The sequence below is a fragment of the Paenibacillus sp. JJ-100 genome, from assembly GCF_948329825.1.
Lineage (GTDB): Bacteria > Bacillota > Bacilli > Paenibacillales > Paenibacillaceae > Paenibacillus.
Genome location: NZ_CAOJCM010000011.1, coordinates 1 through 21,591 on the forward strand (window position 1 = coordinate 1; position 21,591 = coordinate 21,591).

Sequence of the window (21,591 nt, forward strand, 5' to 3'; positions counted from 1 at the left end):
GTATTGAAAAGAGCGATTAGCTCATTTTGAATCTGACGAGATTAAAAATCTCATTGTTGATCTTGCAAGCAAGATCATTACTCACTCGTTGTTCAGTTTTCAAAGATCAAACTTTTCCGTTACCGAAACTGGTTCGTTTCAGCAACTTTTATATCGTACTATATCCGAACCAACTTTGCAAGCTCTTTTTTTCAAGTTTCTTTCGAACCTTGTATGTCTTTACTTAGCTTGCCACACGATGTAAACTGTGTTTTCTTGGCCGGAATTAGAATATACCATTTCTAAATTTAGAATGCAAGAACTTTTTTCTGTTTTCTTTTCACCATTACAATTCTAATGCATCCTCATTATTAGATGCCTAAGCATTAGTGTACTATTTCACACTGCCAGCAACTTATCTCTCTCCTTATTTCCGAGCATCCCAACATTTTCAAATGTGTATGGAAGTCATATATAATAATCATCTCTTCAATCATCGCATCCATATCTGACTGTAAAGCAATCTCATATTTAATCCGATACAGCCTTACATGATTGGCATCTCTGGGATCACCACATAGTCTTCACAAACAGAACAGACTTAATTGCTTCTGAATTGAGAGGCTATGCATCAGGGCCAAACGAGTAATCAGCCAATCGAAGATCTAGACCCGCCTCCTACATTTCCTCAAAAACATGATCCTCTGCCCACTTTATCTGTTCAGCATATCATCTCATGAAGGCTTCTTTTTCTTTGGAGGATTAGTCGGATCAAAAACCATCAGATCATAACTCATTAACGCTCTTCTTATATTATAGAAGGAAATCATCTTTTATTTTGAAATTATATACAATATATATAGCATTCCAAGATACTCGTCTTTCTCTGTTTTACCTATCTAATTCCGAAAAAAAGCGAGAAACCTCGATTCAATATCGAGATTCTCGCTTTCTAATGGTTATTGGATTTCTATTGATGCTTCATTTAGCATTTTATAAAAACGTGACTGCGTTTGTCGCCTACTCTCCACCCATAAATACGTAACGGCAGACAACAACAATGGCCAGTACCCACATTAGCCAATGCACTTTCACTTTGCGCTCTGTAACCAGATTACTGAATACAGCCAGAATAACGTAAGACACGATACCTGCTGAGATCCCGTTCGCGATCCCACCTGTAAATGGCATCAACACAATAGTAAGGAAAGCAGGGAATGCTTGCAAGAAGTCGTCCCACTCAATGCTTCGGACCTGACTCATCATAAGCACACCTACAATGATTAACGCTGGAGCCGTTGCCGCTGACGGAACAACCAAAGCGAGCGGTGCAATAAACAAAGCAAGGATGAACAGCAGTCCCGTTGTTACCGAAGTCAGACCTGTACGTCCCCCAGCTTCTACACCAGAAGCACTTTCCACATAAGCCGTGATTGTACTTGTACCCAGTGCCGCACCTGCGCTAACACCGACTGCATCGACGAGCATCGCTTTACCGATCGTTTTCTCACCTTTGGCTTTATCCTTCATGATGCCCATACGTGTCGCCGTACCAACCATCGTACCGAATGTATCAAACAACTCAACGAATGTGAAAATGAAGATAATTTCAAACAATCCAAGGCTGATAGCCCCCTTCAAGTCCAACTGTCCAACAGCAAGATCACTGAAGTTAGGCAGCCAACTTGCACCGGACAACCCACTTAGATTGGTTACTCCCATAGGAATACCAATTAGAGTTGTTGCCACGATTCCAATCAAGAGTGCACCTTTAACACGCATAACCATCAGAATTGCGATCAGCATCAGACCAATCAAGGCCAGCAGAGCATCATGATGTGTGATAAAGTTCCCCAGGGACAGATTAAAGCTGCTGCCCGGAATCGGCTGGCTCAGATCTGCATCGGGTGCCACATTTACAGACACCGCTACCAGGTTGGCCAGTTTAAATCCAATAATAGTAATGAAAAGACCAATACCGACCGTAATTGCCAGTTTAATAGAATGTGGAACAGCAACGAGCAGCATCTGCCGAATTCGTGTCACAGTAAGGATGATGAATACGATACCCGAAAGGAATACAGCCCCGAGTGCCGCCTGCCAGCTAACTGCACCATTGGAACTTAGAACTACCGTCATAAAGTATGCGTTCAATCCCATACCCGGTGCAAGGGCAATCGGAATGTTCACGAATAATCCCATGATTATCGTCATTAATCCAGCGCCAACAGCTGTTGCAAAAAACACGGCATTGTCGGACATGCCTGCTCCATTAGAGCCCAGGAATAATGTGTTTACAAATAAAATATACGCCATTGTCATGAAGGTGGTTAGACCCGCAACAACTTCTGTTCTAACGTTTGTTCCGTTTTCTTTGAGTTTAAAGAAACGATCCATAATTGACTAACTCCTCCTTAGAGATGTGAAAGCTATATTGAAAAACGACAAAAGACCCTGAGAAGTATTTTCCCCAGAGTTCAGCTTGACCGGAAGCAGGCACACGCCATTAACCAAGAACAAAAAATTCTACTATTCCCGGTCGATATCCAACCCAGTCATACAGAATTAATGTGCTTAGCTGCTCCTCTTCGTAGACAGATCATTAGGGTGATCTCGTAGAGACTCCCAGGCCAATTCCCAGGATTATACGAATTAGTATGCGCTATTTGTTTGTTTTCCATCACTCATTTTAGGAGGAGGTCTCTATTTTGTCAATGATAAAAACGAATGTTCATGTCACACCCTCTGAGTAACGTTCGTATTATTTAACAAATCAAACCAGTTCAGCGATTAACATCCCAGTTACAGGCGTGGTAATAGCAAAACATAACGACAATATGTTGATATCTTCATCATTTTTCAACGGACAAGTGGTAATGTAGCTTAGTCTCCTAAGAATGTTCCATTCCAAGATGAAGGACTACTGATCCATATAATGGGCATATAATTGCTCGAAGGTTGTAAAACGTTTGACTTCTCTGCCGACCTTATCATACTCATCTAGGTATTCATCCATTATCTTAAGAAAATTCTCATTCATAACTTGTAAATCACTTGTATCAAAGTACTGCATAAGATTAAATTTCTTGGTCCCCTTCTCCTCAGCCATATAATCAAGGTACTCTTGTGCCCCAAAGGCCGAAAGAAAGGCAAAGGAAGCATCGTTATTTATAACACTGTACAACATTTTATTGCGATAGTTACACCACAATTCTTCATATGTTCCCTTCAGATTTTCAAAGGTCGGAACAGGCTTAACAATGAAGTTATCACACATTGCGCTATGTAACCTCACAACACTTTTCAACAATTTAAAAGATGCTATTCGGATCTCTTCAATGCTAGGAGCTTCGATGATCGACATGTATAAGGATTCGAGATCATCCGGTACATAGCGAAACGAGCGTATCTCTTGCAAACATTGCTTGATTCCTCGTTTGATGTACGTATTATTCATACTGACTAAAGCATTGACTAGATTGTAGAGAACGTCGGCAGATGCCTGTCGCACTGAACCAACATCCTCACCCAGCATCGTATCACTGTATGCTCGCTTAGCCAGATCGATCCATTTAATCGCTCGGTTAAGGCATTCTTCTCCTATCGGTTTCGCAAGTGCATCTAGAGCTTTTTGCCGGAAGTCATTGAGTTTTTCCAAATCCTCAGGCTTTGCATAGTAGAGTATCTTAAGCTCAGTTAGACTCGATACGTGGGGACTCTCCAAAGTGGACTGCTCTTGTATTCTTGAATTCCATGGTGTGCAATAGATATCATAACCAACGTCGTCGAGGATGAAGCAATCGGATATTCCCCAGCCCTTTTCTGTATTGTTAATGATAATTAGATCAAGATCGCTCTTCTCGTGAAAGTCCCCGGTATTAAATGAACCTGTAAGCCCGATAATTGCGATATCGTCAAGGAAATCTCTTTTTACACGTTCGATCACCATGTTAATGAGCCGTTCATTTTTGTCCAGTAACTTCTTCTTTATGATTTCGTTCATTCGTTACACCCCTTTATATGACCCGGCGGTCCTTCATTACAACAGCTTTAACTTGAGTCTATCGATTTAAAACTGCGGTTACTATGTATAAGTTGATTTAACTCATCTTTGCACAAAATCCGCTGAACCGTCGAAACGACGATTGAGCGGATTTTCATTAGTTCTTTTTATAGACAATTTTCTTTATGCTTTCGCAAGACAAGAAATATCGTTCCGCCAATTCATCTAAGCTGACTCCATTGCGGAACAAGGATTTAATCTCAGCGTTTCGAGCAGAAACCTTGCTCTTACTGTGTGTTTTCTCGCCCCATTTGAGATGCGCCTCTTTGGGTTTCGGGATATAAACTAATTCACCTTGAACGTATTCTTGAATGATACGTAGCAATTCTTCAGGAAAAATGGTCTCGGCTTTTGAATATTTCATGGGCTCACTCCTTATTTAATAAATCAATAAGGTGCAAAGCCAGTTAATAGAATATTACGATTCGTCGTTGGCAATGTGATTGTTTCTGAGCTCTATGCAAAGCATTGCCATATCCTTCACCGGCTTTGCATAGAGCCATGCATGTAAGAAACCTACCCCAATTGTTTTCATAGTCTCACCTCCATAGAAAACCAAATAGCAAATATATTCCATTATATCAGAGCTTCTTGTTGTTTAACCTTGTTATTTGGGGCAGCATAGCTTAAATTTGTAAATCACTTTCCATCCTAAAATCGGTCATAAGAAAAACTCCCTTCATTTGCGAAACAACGCAAATAAAAGGGAGTCATTTTAACATGGTATTGTTGCAGGTGTGCCTAACTGCCAACGCAGTTAGTGCCACAAACCCTATCTTATCAAGGCTCTAGAGCGATTAACAATGTGAATGATTAACGACCTATTCCCATTCAATTGTTGCAGGTGGTTTGGAAGTGACGTCGTAAACGATACGGTTCACGTTGTCCACTTCGTTGACAATCCGTACGGAGATTTTCTCCAAGATGTCCCAAGGGATACGTGCCCAGTCTGCTGTCATACCGTCGATGGATGTTACGGCACGAATACCTACAGTGTAGGAATACGTACGTGCGTCACCCATAACGCCTACACTCTTCATGTTAGGCAGGGCGGTGAAGTATTGCCAGATTTCGCGGTCAAGACCGGCTTTGGCAATTTCTTCACGCAGGATGTAGTCGGAATCCCGAACGATCTGCAGCTTCTCTTCTGTTACTTCACCAAGTACACGAATCGCAAGACCCGGGCCTGGGAAAGGTTGACGGTGTACGATTTCATCCGGCAGACCGCATTCGGTACCCACTTTACGTACTTCATCCTTGAACAATGTGTTCAGCGGTTCGATCAGTTTGAATTTCATATCTTCTGGCAGACCGCCCACGTTGTGGTGGGATTTGATCGTCTGCGCTGTAGCTGTACCACTCTCTACGATGTCTGTGTACAGTGTACCTTGCGCCAGGAATTCGAAGTCATCGAACTGCTTGGACTCTTCATCAAAGACGTAAATAAACTCGTTTCCGATAATTTTACGTTTTTGCTCCGGATCATCCACGCCAGCCAGCTTGGACATGAAACGTTCTTTGGCGTCAATTTTAACCACTTTCATATCGAACTTGCCAACAAACGTCTCCATTACGCTCTCTGCTTCACCCTTACGCAACAGACCGTGGTCGATAAACATACATGTCAATTGATCACCAATAGCTTTGTGCAGCAATGCTGCTACAACGGAAGAATCAACGCCACCACTCAGTGCACACAGCACTTTGCCGTCGCCTACTTTATTACGGATATCTTTGATGGTATCGTCAATGAACGTTTCCATCGTCCAGTTGCCTTCGCAACCGCAGATATCGAACAAGAAATTGCGAATCATCTCATTTCCGCGAACGGAGTGACGCACTTCCGGGTGGAACTGAACTGCATACAATTTACGCTCATCGTTACTCATCGCAGCGATTGGCGCACTTTCCGTGCCTGCATCCAGTTTGAAGCCCGGAGGCAATGTAACGACGTGGTCACCGTGGCTCATCCATACGGTATGCTCGCCTTCGATGCCTTTCGCAAGTGCAGCACCCGGTGCAAACGTCAGATCTGCTTTACCGTATTCACGCTTCTCGGAGCGCTCTACTTTACCCTCGAGTTGCTGTGCCATCAGTTGCATTCCGTAACAAATACCGAAGATTGGCAAGCCAAGATCATAGACGCCTGGATCAACGTGTGGTGCGTTCTCCGCATATACGCTGGATGGGCCACCGGAGAATACAATTCCTTTTGGTGCTAGCTCAGCAATTTTCTCAGCTGGTGTGTTGTAAGGCAAAAGCTCACTATATACGCCAAGATCCCGAATTCTTCTGGCGATTAACTGGTTGTATTGGCCTCCAAAGTCAAGGACAACCACAATTTCATTCTGCTTATTCATTACCGTGCCTCCCTCAATTAATGAAACTAATTATACGCAACGACAATTCCTACCGTCAAGGAAAGACGAAACTCCATTTTTCGAGCGAGTCACAAGTAGATGCGACATAAAACGACAACCACTGTCATTCCCTTACCCGGTTCTCCGAGTTGCACCTTTGTCCAATACATATGCTCGGACTCTCATGTCCTCTTATAGTTAGATAAAAGAATCGATTTCATCCGTACTGAAATAAAGAAAAAAGTCTCGTTGACCCTTCGGCATACGAGACTTGATGTTGCATGAGCTTGCGCTAAGCTTTTAAGCGCAAGCTTCTACGGGTACGCCGGGTCAAGCGGAGTGCCCGGCGCAGGAATTCAAGACTGTCCGCACGCAGCGGACGGTCTGGCCCGTACAGCAGCCGCTCCCAGTCGGCTGCAAAACGCGCGATGTCCGCGCTGTCCGTGCCTGCGGCCAAGGCGGGTGACGCTGCATATTCTCGCAGCGTCATGCCCGGCGGCCGCGGGCCGTACTGCCGCGCAAGCGCGTGCCAGACCGGAGCGGCAGCCCGCAGCAGCCGCTCCTGGTCTGGAAAGCTGCTGCGAGGCCATGCCAGCAGCAGCCCAAGCCGCAGCGCGGGGCGAAGCCGCAGCGCGCAAGCCCATACAGCGGCGCACAGCAGCGCCGCTGCCGCAAGTGCCGTCGCGGTCAGCCACGGTGCCGCGACAAGTGCCCTCGCGCGTGCAACAAGCCACGCGCTTGCACGGTCCAGCCCGCTGCCTGCGTCTGGCAGCGGGGTCCCATCGCCGGGCTGCAGCCCGGCGGAACCCGCAGCGCTGGCATCCGCAGCCTGCGCAGAATCGAACCCCGGCGTAGCCTCAAAGGGCATCCAGCCCGCGCCGGGAAAATAGACTTCCACCCAGGAGTGTGCATCACTCTGGGTGACAACTACACGCCCGGGGACCTGCGGATCTGCCTGTCCCGGGGCGTAACCTTTCACCCAGCGGGCCGGTATGCCCTCGGCACGCAGCAGCACAACCATGGCGGTAGAGAAATGGTTGCAATATCCTTCCCGAGTCACAAATAGAAAATCATCCACAAAGTCCGTACCACGTGGTGGCATCCGGGTATCTAGGGAGTAACGGGCGTTGGCTTTCAGATAACTGCGCACAGCCTGTACAGCATCATAACGCGTTGTGGTGGGACCGATGATCTCGGCAGAGAGGTCCCTTACACGCTGGGGTAGTTGATCCGGGAGCTGCAAATCCTTTCTGCGCACAACAGCCGGATCTGCTGGCTTACCCGTCTTAACCAACTGCCTCAGTTCTTCAGGTGTCACATCTGGCACCATGACATCCACTGTATAATGCTGAGTACCTCCCTTACTGCCACCTGCAAGCCACAATGTACCGTTATCTTCATTGGCCAGCAATCGCTTCTCGTTCTGCTCATTGACCATATTCCCATCCTGAAAGGACAAACTTACCGGCAGACCACCCGTAAACAACGGATTAGGTCCACGCCATTCCCGCTCCATTGTGATGATCTGCCGAACCCGCTGCCAGTACGGATGATCTTCCCATCCATCGGAACGAAGCAGGCTCGAAGAACTCACATAACGGAAGTGCTGCTCCACATCACTCCAGGTACTTCCGTTATAGTAAGAACGTGTTTCCCCCCGCCAATACGTAGATACAGGCGTGTTCGCTGTGAATACCGGATCATTCCCTTGCACCAAAGGTGCACCCATTGGGGCATCAACTGTGCTGTATCCCGTCACACCAAGGGAAGCTGGTACGCTGTCTGACGGAGTATAACCTGACCATTTAGCTAATCGCTCAACGGTGTCCATTAGTGAGATTTGTCCAGCAGGAGACACAAAACTCATACGGGCAGGAATGGTTGATATCAACACCACACAGGCTACGGTCCCTATAGAAACCGCTACCCATGAACAATACACTTTACTTCGCATGCCATATAAACCGGTCTTCACTTGATGCAATGTCTCCCCAGGTGTGCTAGCCGTCGTCTTCGCTTGGCCTGTACCTGTTTCTTCCGTCAACCGAAGAAGATGAAGCATACCCTGAATGCATAGAAGCCAGCATACAGAACGTACCACCGAGCCATAAGAATCATATCCCACTAAACTTTCCAGCAGAATAAGATAAACTATCGTTCCCGTAGCGAATAATGAAATACTTCGGCGAAGCAACACCAGATACTGCACCGAAGCAATCAGCATGCTCCACCCGCACAGCATGAACATACCTCTCGTTTCTTTGCTCATCACACGAAAGTGTCCTTTGTCGATCCATTCCCCAAGATCAGCATCGAGTAGTCCCGGGTAGGATATGCCCCACTCCATGGGATGACTCCCACCGTACATCACACATAACGCGATATAGATAACAGGGATGCGAATCAGGATACTGGCAATCCAGCCTATTCGCAGCATCCCAATGGACAAGAGAACAACCGAATATCCCGCCATAACGGCAACGAATCGCTCACTGCCCGCTTGGCCGGAAGAAGTTACAGGATATATCCATTCCATACATAATACGAGAAGCCCTGTTGTTATAAGCAAAACATACAGCTTAGGAACTCTCACATTCCAAGAGGTTGAACATAGCGGCATCACTTTGGAACGGTCACCTTTGATCTCCTGTTCAGGAAAAGGAGCAGATTCCGACTGCAGCCTCCGTTTATGCCCCCACATCAACAATCCCCGCCTTCCCGCTAAGCAAAACATCGTTCCCCTCAATATCCTCCTGGTTTACCACCCTTATCCCCTGGGATATTAGGCGTGTAGCCCACTCTTCGGAAGCCCCTGTCTTTATGGATGAATTCGATGTGACTTCTTCTCGTGAAAAAGAAGACAATCCCTTCCCAATAGGGGTACGCTCCTCCGTCTCTTCAGAGGTTTCTGTTAGATATACAGTCGTCTGAAATCCAAGTACAGCCGCATATTCAAGCCATACAACCAATCGTTCATCCAGATGTCCTGTGAATATAACGATACTTGATCCGTGGGGAAGCAGTTCAAGCTTGCTAACATCCAATCGAACTCCAGGACTTACCCGTCGGTCCTTACGCAACTGGGCATAGGCCAGTTTTTTTAACGCATAAGGCAACTCTTCGTCTAGGCCATCACTTATTCCTCGGCCATCATGCATACTATCGTTTCCGCTCGTCTTTGTTTCACTCCATGACACGCCTTCAGTGGACGTCTCTGCTTGACTTACCAGTGCTTCTCCGCTAAGCCATAGCCTAAAAGGAGTCTCTATATTAGCCGCCTCATAAGCCCAACTGGCCGCACCCTGTACCGCTCGTTCGAATGACTCATGTGTCTGATTTTCATCAACAAAGCTCTCATATCCCGAACTCTCTTCGTATACCATGATCGTCAGCAAGTGACTCGGCGACATTTCAGTAATTCGTGTATGCAACTTTCCAGTTCGGGCTGTACTTTTCCAATGAATCCGGTTAAACGAATCTCCCTGCTGATATTCCCTGACTTCCGTTCCAGATCCACCTTGTACCTGAGACTGTGCTCCCATGCCTTCCTCAAGACGAGACCAGCCTCCAGACCAGAAGAGCGTCCCGTCATTTCCAGAAGCGGGTACCACCACAACCGGCTCTTCTCCTTGGATCGGTGCGTATGCCCTATTCCATCCGAAAATATCACCCCAGTATACTCGCCCTTCCTCCCAGGCATGAACTCCACGTGGGAGACCCGTTATCTCATATTGATAAGACCAACGTCTCTTCAAGCCTGGAAAAAGCAATTTACGATGTACACCTCCAGGGGTGCTGTCGCAAACCATCAGCCACATTAGCGGAAGTGGACTCCTTAGCTGTAGTTCGACCTGAACACGCATGCTCTCCCCAGCAGCAATCTGGCCTTGTCTTATATTCCTGTGAATATGGACGTGACGAGGGCCAAATATGTGAAGAATTTGTCCATATATCACAATGAGTACGGATACCGCTAACAGAAATAATGCCGCTTTTCCTCCATGCCAGAGATAGAAACCGCCCAGAAGAACAGAAATTAGCATTGGAATCAGGCTCCCTCGGCTCCTGTTCATGCGCGACGTCCTCTTCCCTGACCACTCATCTGCACGGGTACAGGCACCGATGATAACACTTCATGAATCACCTGCTCCTGCACTGAACTCGCATCCGCTCTGTTCATGGATTTCAGCTGAATTCGATGACAGAGGACGGGGATAGCCATGGATTGAACGTCATCCGGCACAACGTAGCTGCGTCCTTGTAAATAGGCGTATGCTTGCACCGCAGTCATCCAAGCCAGTGTTCCTCGGGGACTAATGCCAAGACGAACCGCATCATGACTTCGTGTTGCCACTGAAACTGCCACCAGATATTCCTTGATCACGGTGTCCACATGCACCTTTCTTACTTCACGCTGTATCGCCACAATTTCCTCAGCTAACATCATCGGTCGCAAGCTCTCCAGTATGTCTTTGCTCCGTTCACGGGACAGCAACTCTACTTCTTGCTCAGGCTCGGGATACCCTAACGTAATCCGAATCATGAACCTGTCCAGCTGAGCCTCCGGCAGACGATAGGTACCTTCGAACTGGAGCGGATTCTGAGTTGCTAGAAGTAGAAAAGGTCTGGGTAACGCATAAGTCTTGCCATCAACAGTCACACTGCGCTCCTCCATGGCCTCTAGAAGAGAAGACTGTGTCCTAGGAGAGGCACGGTTAATTTCATCGGTAAGCACGATATTGTTCATGAGCGGCCCTGATCGGAAACTGAACTCTCCTGTAGGGGCATGATAAACAGATGCACCTGTTACATCCGTTGGCATCACATCCGGGGTACACTGAATACGTCCCATCGAACAGTTTAATGAGGAAGCTATCGTGCGAATAAGCATTGTTTTCCCTGTACCCGGGACATCCTCCAATAGAACATGTCCTTCGCTCAGCATCGCCGCAAGTATATATTGAATTTCCTGCTTCTTGCCGATGATTACATCGGCGATTCGATTGCTGAGCCTATTCAGCAGCTCGGTGGCATGGTCCTGCTCTATCCAGTTCTTGGTCATTAGACTAAACTCTCCTTCCTTGCCATTGAATCCTGTTATCGTAATCTATGATTCATTGTTGCCCGGAAGTAGAGAGATTAGTCAGTTCATTCGTAGTTTCTTTCAAATCTTGCTATAGTAATGCCTGTCATCCATAGATGTCCATGGCGGATTAATCGTCATGACCCACTCACTATCCCTAGACTGTATCTTGTGTTTTTTCGCTCCAAACTGCTCCATCAAGTCACCCGCCGATACCCAGATCGTTCCTGCACGTCTCTCCATTACAGCCTGAACGGATTGGCCATTCCGATCATGTAAACGTTTGGACGTCAATATCCCCTGGTCCGGGTCGATCTGCACAATCTTGTCTCTCCACCAGGTGGTCGCAGTACCTGTGGATTGATCCCAACTTATGCGGCCTCCCAGCTTGTTGATATAATCACGTAGTGGAACGAGTATCTCCTTGTCTTTGATTCGATATTCGTCCGAACTCAGTTCAACAGTCATGTATCCCAGTTCAATCTTAAATGGTTTGGCTGCAACCCATTGTGCTGCGTTGGTGTCTATATTTCGGGCAATCCAACCAGCACTCGGTGTCTGGCGATTTTTATATTTAACTGCAGGTTTGACTTGGAATTGCACGGGTTGATCCGAAGCCTGCATCACTTCAAAACGGTACCCTTGTTGCTTATAGTATCGAATAATATTAGGGAGTGCCTTCACCGTCTCCGCATGTGCGCCACCATCATGCATCAGAACCACCGCAGAAGACGTGCCCGCGGGAATATCTGTAGCATGAGCTGTAATCTCGCTAGCTGGCACATTTCTTCGCTTCGAATCACCACTATCGACGTTCCAGTCCATGACTGTGTAGCCTGCCTTTTTCAATAACTCAAAATAAGTGTGGTCAAAATGTCCATATGTTCCTCCAGGAGCTCTAACAAGCGCAGGACGAATACCAACAATGTCGTTAACGATATCTTCCGTTTGTTTTATCTGTTGCCAGAACGTTTGAAAATTTCGGTAAATCTCGCTATATTCATGGTTATATGTATGATTGCCAATAGCATGGCTCTCGCGATGGATGCGCTTGATCATCTCAGGCATGCGTTCCGCATGTTCTCCGAGTACAAAAAAAGTAGCAGAAACGTTCGCATCGCGTAAAATATCCAAAATTTCTGACGTATGCTTGCCCGGTCCATCGTCAAAGCTCAAATAGACAACTTTGTCTGAGCTATCCCTTTTTTCCGCTGCTGCGACAGAAGGTGTATGCACTCCAAGCACACCCGTCAGCAGCAATACAGCGAATGAACACCATATCATCAGACGTTGCCACTTATGCCCTCTCCCACAGGAATGATCTAAAGTTTGCTGTCCAGTAAGCATTCCTTTTAATTTCATCCATTCTTGTGATCTCTGCGCCATTCGAGAATCAACCTCCAGCACTCTATTGAATTTGCTGATAGACTTCAGCAGATTTGTTAGAATTATATGGAGACAGATCGCAAAATAGACGTCATTCAATCTATTATTTAGCACGAAGTGTGATCATCCTCTACATGGAGTCATTGATTCTTCATCAGCAATTGAGTAGCATTAGACAAATAAAGAACTTGAACAGGCATGTCAACTGTCTATACCGCCTGATTCATGTGATATCTTCAGGAGTGTGAACCTATTGGAATTACTTGAGAAGGTCCAGCAACTATTCGGGTCTTATGGATATAGTGTATTGTTTTTTGGCCTACTGCTGGAGTTTATTGCACTACCCTTTCCCGGAGAAACAACGATGGCTTATGCGGGGTTCTTGTCCTACAGAGGACAGCTGGACTTCGGAAGGCTTGTTATTTTGGCCTTTTTAGGAACAACCATTGGCATGACGATTACATATTTTATTGGAGCCAAAGCCGGATTACCTTTTATCATGAAGTACGGAAAATGGTTTTTTCTCAAACCGGACAAGCTGGACAAAACGCAGAAGTGGTTCTCCAAATATGGTTACGGCCTGATTTTCATCGGATATTTCATTCCCGGCGTACGTCATTTCACGGGGTATTTCTCAGGCATTGCTGCGATTCCGTTTCGTAAATTTGTCCTGTACGCATACTCCGGTGCGCTCTTCTGGGTTGTATTGTTTCTAGGCATCGGCAAATTATTTGGTCCCGGCTGGAGTGCCGTATTCTCACTTGCTCATCAATATACAGCGTACATTCTAGCAGCAATTGCCTTGCTCCTGATCTGTGTTATCGTATATCGTTATCGAAAATCCTTGTTTCACCGCTCGCGTCGTAATACCTCCCCAGCTCGCCAGAGACAAAAGCAAAATGCAGATTAATAAAGAACTGTTCAATCTATTTCCTAGAGTCGTGTACCTGCACGGCTTTTTTGGCATTTGCTTGTAACCGGGGTTGTACCAGTTACCGCTCAGCGATTTGGATTAACAGCGAAAACAAAATAAACAGGCTGCATCCGGGTCTTTTTCACCCATGGATACAGCCTGATCGTCTTATTTTTATCATTGGAATGTTGTGATTTTAAAGAGCCTTAACCGTCTCCAGCGCCTCTTCAATATGCCCCTTCACACGTACCTTGGTCCATTGCTTGATTAACTTGCCCTCTTCATCCAGCAGGAACGTGGAACGCACGATGCCCATATACTCCTTACCGTACATCTTCTTCAGCTGCCATACGCCAAACTGTTCGGCAACAACATGTTCCTCATCGGATAACAGCATGAAAGGCAATCCATATTTAGCAATGAATTTGTCATGTTGTTTCATGGGATCGGTGCTAATGCCCAGAATGACCGTATTCAACCCCTGAAACGCCTCATGGCGATCTCGGAAATCACAAGCTTGTTGTGTACATGCCGTGGTCATGTCCTTCGGATAGAAGTAGATCAGCACACGTTTGCCACGAAAATCAGACAGCTTCACGGACTCTCCGGAGCTGGATGGCAGTTCAAAATCCGCCACTTGCATACCTTCTGTTAAAGTCATCTTGATGTCCTCCCTGAAATTCACATTATGAAATCCTTGGAATCTTAAATCTTAAAGTTCACATTCTTCGTTTAGGCTCGTCATGAACCGGCTCCCCGATACCGTTTCACACCAAAATTCCACATCGTAAGTCCAATAGTAGCAAAACCAAGTCCCATGACCGGAGTAAGTAAAGCCATGCGGTGCATCTCGACTCGATCGAGGAACAAGGCTGCCGGATAGATACCTACAAAAGCAAACGGTATGATCCAAGTCAGTAATACCTGAATGGCTCTATTGTAGATCGTTACCGGGTAACGTCCATATCCTTGAATGTTATACATCAACGGCAAAATCCCTGTCGGTGCATCGGAGTAAAAAGATAAGGACGTCAGTGTTGTGTAGATACCTGCATAGATCAGAACCGAACTGATTGCCAGAATGATCAATGCCGGGATGTGCCACCATTCCAAAGTCAACCCCATCTCTGCACCGCTGAAGATCATGATGATCAACCCAATAAACGAACCTACAAGAGCGGGCGGATCTACATTTTCAAGTAAAATCTGAAACAGGTTATGTGCAGGGCGTGTCAGAATACGGTCCATCTCTCCTTTGACAATGTATCGCTCACTGAATCCCCACAGATTAATAAAGCAACTAAACATACCATAAGGCACCATAAAGAACCCATATACAAACAATACTTCTGCCTCACTCCAGCCACCGAGATTATCCGTATGCCGGAACACTACAAAGATAAAGATCAGATTGGTTGCCTGAAATAACAGATCCGAGATGATCTCGACCCAGAAATCGGCACGGTAGGTAAGACGTGTCTTCATATAGTTTTTCAAATATTCCCAGACTAGACCGATATAGTACATCTGCTTACCCCCCTTGCACAAACAGACGCTTGCGCGCCTGCCGCCATATCAGCACCATTGGCAATAACAGCAATGCAAACCAGAGCACTTGAATGCCGAGTACATTCCAGATGCCCGTGCCTTCTACTCTACCTGTGAAGACCGAGCCTGGCAGATATGTAATCGCCTGAAATGGCAACACCTTCATAATCGTAGACAACCAGTCCGGGTACAGACTGATGGGAATGATCAAGCCTGAGAACAAGTCGACGACCACACGTTTCATGCGCATCATACCTTCGTTATTTTCCACAAAAAAAGCGGCCAGCCCCGTAATGACATTAATCTGGGAATTAATTACGAAACTGAAGAACAACATGACCAGAAAACCGATCCACGCGGATGGTGCTGTTGGAAGTTCCACTGGGAATAGAAGAATCGCGATAAGCATGCCCGGAATCATAAGCAGCAAGAAGCGGAAGATCCCTTCACCTAGTCCCTGCATCATTTTGACCAGCACATAGTTAATCGGTCTTACGAATTGAATCGCAATGGAACCATCCCGAATGTCCGCAGCGATCTCCCGATCCAGATTGTTAAAATAAAAGGCACGTGCCATCCATGAGACAGCAACGTACGTTGTCATCTGAGCTGCGGTAAACCCACCAATCTCACCGCTTCCCCCATAAATAGCTTGCCACGTAAAGTAATACACGCCAATATTCAGCGTATATATCAAAATACCAGAGTAATAATTGACTCGATACGCAAGCATCGTTAGAAAGCGAATGCGCATGAAATCGATAAATGCACTATTCATTTAGGATGCACCTGCCGCTTCATTACCTGCTGATACAATCGCGGGACGCTCGGCGGAACCAGACTGATAGATGCTGCGCACGATCTCATCCGTATTGGTCTCAATAATCTGAATATCTGTAATATCCGCTTGTCCTACAACACGTCCCAGTACGTCCGATACATTCAATTCCAGTGGAACCCACACGGAAGCCGATAGCTCATTCTCCACGGTCCAACGTATAGGCATTGCAGCTGTCCATTCATTCATCTGTGCCAAGGTATGGCCTGTGCCGAACTTGAAGCGAATCTCCCGCTCCGTTCCCCACTGGGACTTAAGATGATCCAGACCGCCATCGTAGATAATGCTGCCCGCATCCAGCATAATGACTCGGGAGCACAGAGCTTCAATATCCTGTAAGTCATGGGTAGTTAGTAGAATGGTTGTGCCATGCTCCTGGTTCATGTCTTTCAAAAATTCGCGAATCTCCGACTTCACCACGATATCCAGACCAATTGTCGGCTCATCCAAAAATACGATGCTGGGGTTGTGGAGCAGAGCTGCCACAAGTTCACAGCGCATCCGCTGACCGAGACTGAGCTTACGCACCGGACGACTTAACAAGTCTTGTAATTGAAGGCGCTCGACCAACTCGTCCAGCCGTCTGCGGAAGTCCTCTTCGCCGACACGATACACTTTGCGTAGCAAGTGGAATGACTCGATAACACCGATATCCCACCATAGCTGGCTGCGTTGTCCAAACACCACGCCAATATTTTTGACAAACTTCTCACGTTCCTGATACGGAACATATCCACCTACAGATACATGCCCGGATGTAGGCACCAAAATGCCGGTCAACATTTTGATTGTTGTTGATTTACCGGCACCATTTTCTCCAATATAACCGCATATTTCTCCCTGCGGTATCTGAAATGAAATATCATTCACAGCCAATACTTCCTGGTACTGACGTGCAAACAGATCTTGAAACGCGCCCTTTAGCCCACCACGGCTTTTCTGGACATTAAACGACTTTCGCAAATCTTTGACATCAATCGCCAGCATGTTTATACCTCACTTGGATTTTGTTGAAATTGCTTGTAGCCCAAAAAGAAATTATAATAGTAACAGTCAAAATTCAGCAAGCTTTAAAAAAAGTCTGGAGCGGCCTCCTCTGCCTCGAAGTTTGGAGAGGAAGCGAACGGAAAGCTTCGACTCACACGCAACTTTTATGCACTGCATTCGTTTATTTTTTAATATTAAATACAAAGGAGCGCTAGCATGACCAGAAAGACGAAGAGGACCCTATGGATCTCTCTTGCCGCCTTCGTGTTAATTATTGGAGGAGCAGCGGCCTATTATTTTGGTTCTATTCTTAATCAGTTGGATGGATTGCAGAAAAAAGGCGAGGACTCTCCCTTTGCCAATATTAAAAATGTCGAGAAAGTGAATACCCCTGCCCCTCCGAAATGGGAAGGTACGGAGACCGTCAATATATTGGTTATGGGCGTTGATGCACGCGGTATGAAAAAGGGTGAAGTGCCCCGTTCCGACAGCATGATGGTTGTATCTCTCGACCCGCTCACCAAAAAAATTAATCTTTTCTCTATTCTGCGTGATACTTACGTGAATATCGACGGTTATGGCAAAGACCGGATTAATACCGCCATTACCCACGGTCCGAATGTAGCGATGGAAGCAACAAGTGACCTGCTTGGTATCCCTGTTCAATATTATGTGTATACTGATTTTCAAGGATTCATCAAACTTGTGGATGCCGTTGGCGGTGTAGACTTCGATGTAGAGAAAGATATGCACTATACAAGTAAAGCAGACAATAACGAGTACGATATCAACCTGAAAAAGGGCTACCAGCATCTGGATGGGAAGGCAGCTTTGATGTATGTCCGTTTCCGCCATGATGCGATGTCTGACTTCGCACGTTCGGAACGTCAGCGTGAACTTCTCAAGGCGGTGACTGCAAAAATGCAGTCTACAACCACGATTGCCAAGCTGCCTTCTATACTGGAAGAGGTTAGCCCGTTTGTAGACACTAACCTGACTCTTTCGGACATGTGGAAACTGGGTGGGCTTGGTTACCAGAGCAGCATGAATGGCAGTGAACAAGTTCCGCCAATGAACCTGTTGAAAGAGGATCGCACCCCTGGTGGTGCTCAGGTCTTGACGGTAACTAGTGAAGAAAAACTGAAACAGCATGTTCAGGATATTATCCACCCACCAGCCAAAACAGAAGACGAGAAAACCAAAGAAGACAAAACGGCTAGCGGTGACGAGAAGAACACACAGCAGCCGGCACAATAAATAACCAAGCGATATACCAAACTAGTTCATTTCTTCAAAGGGCAGCCAACATGCTGCCCTTTCGCTATGCCTGTACGTAAAAGTATGCGAAAATAATCATATCAGACTATTGTTTGGCTGGTTTAAACTATTGGAATTACGAAAGGAAGTTATCTCATGAATACACGTAAAAACTCTGAGTTGTTATATACAGAAGCACTGGAGCATATTGTGGGCGGAGTTAACAGCCCTTCCCGCTCATTCAAAGCGGTTGGCGGCGGGGCACCCGTTTTTATGAAAAAAGCTCAAGGCGCTCACTTCTGGGATGTGGACGATAACAAATATATCGATTATCTTGCGGCATATGGCCCGATTGTAACGGGACACGCCCACCCTCATATCACGAAAGCCATTGCTGAAGCTGCTGCGAATGGTGTCCTGTATGGTACACCGACAGAGCTTGAAATCAAGCTGGCCAAAATGCTTAAAGAAGCGATCCCGTCCATGGACAAGGTTCGTTTTGTGAACTCCGGTACGGAGGCCGTTATGACAACGATTCGTGTCGCTCGTGCGTACACGAAACGGAATAAAATCATTAAATTCGCCGGATGTTATCACGGCCACTCCGATCTCGTGTTAGTCGCTGCCGGTTCAGGTCCGTCTACACTTGGCATTCCTGACAGTGCTGGCATCCCGACCAGTATCGCCCATGAAGTCATTACTGTACCTTATAACGATCTTGACGGTCTGAAGGAAGCACTCGAACGCTGGGGGGATGATGTAGCCGCAGTTATGGTAGAGCCGATTGTTGGTAACTTTGGCATGGTTATGCCGAAGCCCGGGTTCCTGGAAGGCCTCTGTGCCATGACACGCGCGAACGGTTCACTCGTTATTTATGATGAAGTAATTACGGCGTTCCGCTTCCATTACGGTTCTACACAGACATATGATGGATTGAATAATCATGCGGAGATCGAACCAGATCTCACTGCACTTGGCAAAATCATTGGCGGCGGCTTGCCGATTGGCGCCTATGGCGGCCGTAAACACGTCATGGAGCAGGTTGCCCCGCTCGGCCCGGCTTATCAGGCCGGAACGATGGCAGGCAATCCGGCATCCATCTCGGCAGGTATCGCCTGCCTTGAAGTGCTGCAAGCGGCTGGCGTATATGAGGAAATGGAACGTCTCGCCATCGATCTGACTACTGGATTGCAGGCTTCCGCAGACAGATACGGTATTGATCTGACGATCAACCGAATTCGCGGTGCGTTCTCCACGCATTTCTGCAACCATCCCGTGACAAACTATGATCACGCACAAGATACGGATAGCGAACGCTTCGCTTCCTTCTTCCGTCACATGCTAAACCGGGGGATCAATCTGGCTCCATCGAAGTACGAAGCTTGGTTCCTCACCACAGCTCATACGGATGAAGATATTGCCGCCACGCTAGAAGCTGCAGAAGCTTCCTTCAAAGCAATGGCACAAGAGTAAGCAGACGAATCATGGAATAGCGCCAGAATATCGAAATCCCAGCCCTTAGGGCTGGGATTTTTGTGCTGTGCTGAATAAGGGAGCAATGGCAGTCTGAGCATTGAAGATAAGTTACTTCATAAGCTAAACGAATCCTATTTGCACTCTGGCTAGCTACAATCGGAGAATTTCCTCCCGGATTTTCATCATTCCCTCTATAACTCGCTGCTTGGGAACGTTAGAGATGTTCAGGCGTAACATCTTCTCCAACTCTCGTGTAGCCCCTTCCCCTGTCCGAGGATAATATCGCTCGGTGGTATCCACCAGAATCCCCCGTTTCTGGAGGCGGGATACGAGTGTGGCCATCGGTATTCTTGCTTCCAGCGGAAGCACCGTATGCTCACCACCTGTTCGCGGTGCATCGCGGAATGGAGCAAATTCTGGATATGCCGCCAATTGCTCGCGTACAACCTCCATGCGCGAAGCATAGCGGTTACGGATGATTTTCCGATGATGAGCAAACATCCCACTATGGATGTATACCTCTAGTGCAGCTTGAGATAGTACTGACGTATCGATATCCAGCATTCTTTTGATCGTCCCGAAGCCGGGTACTAACTTCGCGGGCAGAACGGTCACGCCTACACGAAGTCCGGGGAACAGAATTTTGGAATAACTTTTCAGATAGATGACCCGATTGTGCGAATCGTACGCCCACAGAGGATCTTGGCGCGCATTGTCCTCTAAATCTGCCAAATAATCATCTTCGACCAGATACACATCATACTTCTGAGCAAGCCGAAGAAGTCTCTTTTTCTCCGCTGCTGTCATCGATATCCCGATTGGATTGTGAAAACGCGGCATGACATAGAAAAATTTGATATCCCCACTCGCAAACTGCCGTTCAAGAGACTCCCAGTCCAGTCCTTCCCCTAGCGTTCTCTTCACTCCTGTATAGGGTACGTTAAGACTCTCCAAAAGGGGTGGCATATTGTGGTACGTTGGCAATTCCACCATGACTTTGGCTTTTCCACTCGGGAAAGGCATCAAGGCAAGTGCTGCAAGTGCTTGCTGTACACCAGTAGTGACAAAAAACTGTTCTGACCGTGCAAACACCTGGTAATCTGCAAACTGCTTCTGTAGAAGTTCAATTAGTGAGGGCAGCCCTTGCTGAGTGCCGTATAGGAAAAGCTCACCTTGCTTCTCCTTCATGGCTAGATCCATACAGTGTCGAAAGTCTGCATATGGAAATACTCTCGGGTCGGGAGCCGCTGAGGCAAAATCAAGTGGTTCCTGCCAGTCCATATCCTGTGCCCCCGTACCATTTTGAACAGCATAATAGCCTGATTGAGGAATCGCATACACCAGATGTCTCTGCTCCAACCATTCGTAGGCACGAATAGCTGTACTCACACTGCATTTATACTTTTCGGCGACGGTACGAACTGCCGGCAATCTGATCCCCTTTTCATCCCAGTGGCGACTGTTCTGTCGCATCATCTGCTCCTGCATCCATTCTTGCAAAGCATGGGCGATCAGCTCATATTTTCTCAACATTCCTACTCCCTTCAACTAACTGTACCGGTACAATTCTTCATTTTTTCTATTGTAGCATAGGGCACGCAGAAGTATATTAAATTAGGCTTACATGCTCCATTCTCTTACAGGTGATGTCTATTACTTGACCTACGTAGTAAGCCTGAGATTCCAAGCCTATATTGCACT

16 protein-coding genes and 1 riboswitch are annotated in these 21,591 nt (G+C 46.7%); of the genes, 3 read left to right on the forward strand and 13 right to left on the reverse strand.

Translation table 11 applies throughout. The features are described from left to right. Positions 1-999: 999 nt before the first annotated feature. The 8 genes from PQG66_RS23430 to PQG66_RS23465 form a co-directional block, all read right to left on the reverse strand. On the reverse strand, positions 1,000-2,376 hold the full coding sequence (locus PQG66_RS23430; protein WP_272040253.1) for an NCS2 family permease: 1,377 nt from the start codon (positions 2,374-2,376) through the stop codon (positions 1,000-1,002). A gap of 174 nt (positions 2,377-2,550) precedes the next feature. Continuing rightward, a riboswitch (purine riboswitch) is annotated at positions 2,551-2,650 on the reverse strand. Positions 2,651-2,899: 249 nt separating this feature from the next. Beyond that, complete coding sequence (locus PQG66_RS23435; protein WP_272040254.1) at positions 2,900-3,982, reverse strand: nucleotidyltransferase domain-containing protein; 1,083 nt, start codon at positions 3,980-3,982, stop codon at positions 2,900-2,902. A 157-nt stretch (positions 3,983-4,139) separates the two neighbouring features. Further along, on the reverse strand, positions 4,140-4,406 hold the full coding sequence (locus PQG66_RS23440) for a CD3324 family protein (RefSeq protein WP_272040255.1): 267 nt from the start codon (positions 4,404-4,406) through the stop codon (positions 4,140-4,142). 457 nt (positions 4,407-4,863) lie between these two features. After that, the gene (guaA, locus tag PQG66_RS23445; RefSeq protein ID WP_272040256.1) at positions 4,864-6,402 is read right to left on the reverse strand and encodes a glutamine-hydrolyzing GMP synthase; all 1,539 of its coding nucleotides are present in this window, start codon (positions 6,400-6,402) and stop codon (positions 4,864-4,866) included. Between the two features lie 292 nt (positions 6,403-6,694). Beyond that, a complete protein-coding gene (locus tag PQG66_RS23450) occupies positions 6,695-9,103 on the reverse strand; it encodes a DUF4129 domain-containing transglutaminase family protein (RefSeq protein ID WP_272040257.1) in 2,409 nt (802 codons plus the stop codon). Continuing rightward, the gene (locus PQG66_RS23455) at positions 9,090-10,475 is read right to left on the reverse strand and encodes a DUF58 domain-containing protein (RefSeq protein WP_272040258.1); all 1,386 of its coding nucleotides are present in this window, start codon (positions 10,473-10,475) and stop codon (positions 9,090-9,092) included. Before PQG66_RS23455 ends, PQG66_RS23450 begins: the two co-directional genes overlap by 14 nt. Beyond that, on the reverse strand, positions 10,472-11,464 hold the full coding sequence (locus PQG66_RS23460) for an AAA family ATPase (protein WP_272040259.1): 993 nt from the start codon (positions 11,462-11,464) through the stop codon (positions 10,472-10,474). The genes PQG66_RS23455 and PQG66_RS23460 overlap by 4 nt, the downstream gene beginning before the upstream one ends. A 102-nt stretch (positions 11,465-11,566) precedes the next feature. Further along, on the reverse strand, positions 11,567-12,871 hold the full coding sequence (locus tag PQG66_RS23465) for a polysaccharide deacetylase (protein ID WP_272040260.1): 1,305 nt from the start codon (positions 12,869-12,871) through the stop codon (positions 11,567-11,569). A 253-nt stretch (positions 12,872-13,124) separates the two neighbouring features. On the opposite strand from PQG66_RS23465, the gene PQG66_RS23470 reads away from it, so the two are divergent. Then, positions 13,125-13,781 carry a DedA family protein gene (locus PQG66_RS23470; RefSeq protein ID WP_272040261.1) on the forward strand — a complete coding sequence of 219 codons (657 nt, stop codon included), beginning with the start codon at positions 13,125-13,127 and terminating at the stop codon, positions 13,779-13,781. A 199-nt stretch (positions 13,782-13,980) separates the two neighbouring features. Here PQG66_RS23470 and bcp read toward each other — a convergent pair whose 3' ends face one another. From bcp to PQG66_RS23490, 4 genes are all read right to left on the reverse strand, one after another. Beyond that, positions 13,981-14,445 carry a thioredoxin-dependent thiol peroxidase gene (gene bcp, locus PQG66_RS23475; RefSeq protein WP_272040262.1) on the reverse strand — a complete coding sequence of 155 codons (465 nt, stop codon included), beginning with the start codon at positions 14,443-14,445 and terminating at the stop codon, positions 13,981-13,983. An 80-nt stretch (positions 14,446-14,525) separates the two neighbouring features. Further along, on the reverse strand, positions 14,526-15,311 hold the full coding sequence (locus tag PQG66_RS23480) for an ABC transporter permease (RefSeq protein ID WP_272040263.1): 786 nt from the start codon (positions 15,309-15,311) through the stop codon (positions 14,526-14,528). A gap of 4 nt (positions 15,312-15,315) precedes the next feature. Then, positions 15,316-16,110, reverse strand: a complete 795-nt coding sequence (locus PQG66_RS23485; protein WP_272040264.1) for an ABC transporter permease — start codon at positions 16,108-16,110, stop codon at positions 15,316-15,318. Then, positions 16,111-17,157 carry an ABC transporter ATP-binding protein gene (locus tag PQG66_RS23490; RefSeq protein ID WP_272040265.1) on the reverse strand — a complete coding sequence of 349 codons (1,047 nt, stop codon included), beginning with the start codon at positions 17,155-17,157 and terminating at the stop codon, positions 16,111-16,113. A 216-nt stretch (positions 17,158-17,373) separates the two neighbouring features. Between PQG66_RS23490 and PQG66_RS23495 the strand changes: the two genes are divergently transcribed. Further along, on the forward strand, positions 17,374-18,414 hold the full coding sequence (locus tag PQG66_RS23495; protein ID WP_272040266.1) for an LCP family protein: 1,041 nt from the start codon (positions 17,374-17,376) through the stop codon (positions 18,412-18,414). 156 nt (positions 18,415-18,570) lie between these two features. After that, positions 18,571-19,887: a glutamate-1-semialdehyde 2,1-aminomutase gene (locus PQG66_RS23500; RefSeq protein WP_272040267.1), complete on the forward strand. Its 1,317-nt coding sequence runs from the start codon at positions 18,571-18,573 to the stop codon at positions 19,885-19,887. A gap of 153 nt (positions 19,888-20,040) precedes the next feature. On the opposite strand, the gene PQG66_RS23505 is transcribed toward PQG66_RS23500, so the two are convergent. Then, positions 20,041-21,423 (reverse strand): aminotransferase-like domain-containing protein, encoded by a 1,383-nt coding sequence (locus tag PQG66_RS23505; protein WP_272040268.1) that lies wholly within the window; start codon positions 21,421-21,423, stop codon positions 20,041-20,043. Positions 21,424-21,591 lie beyond the last annotated feature (168 nt).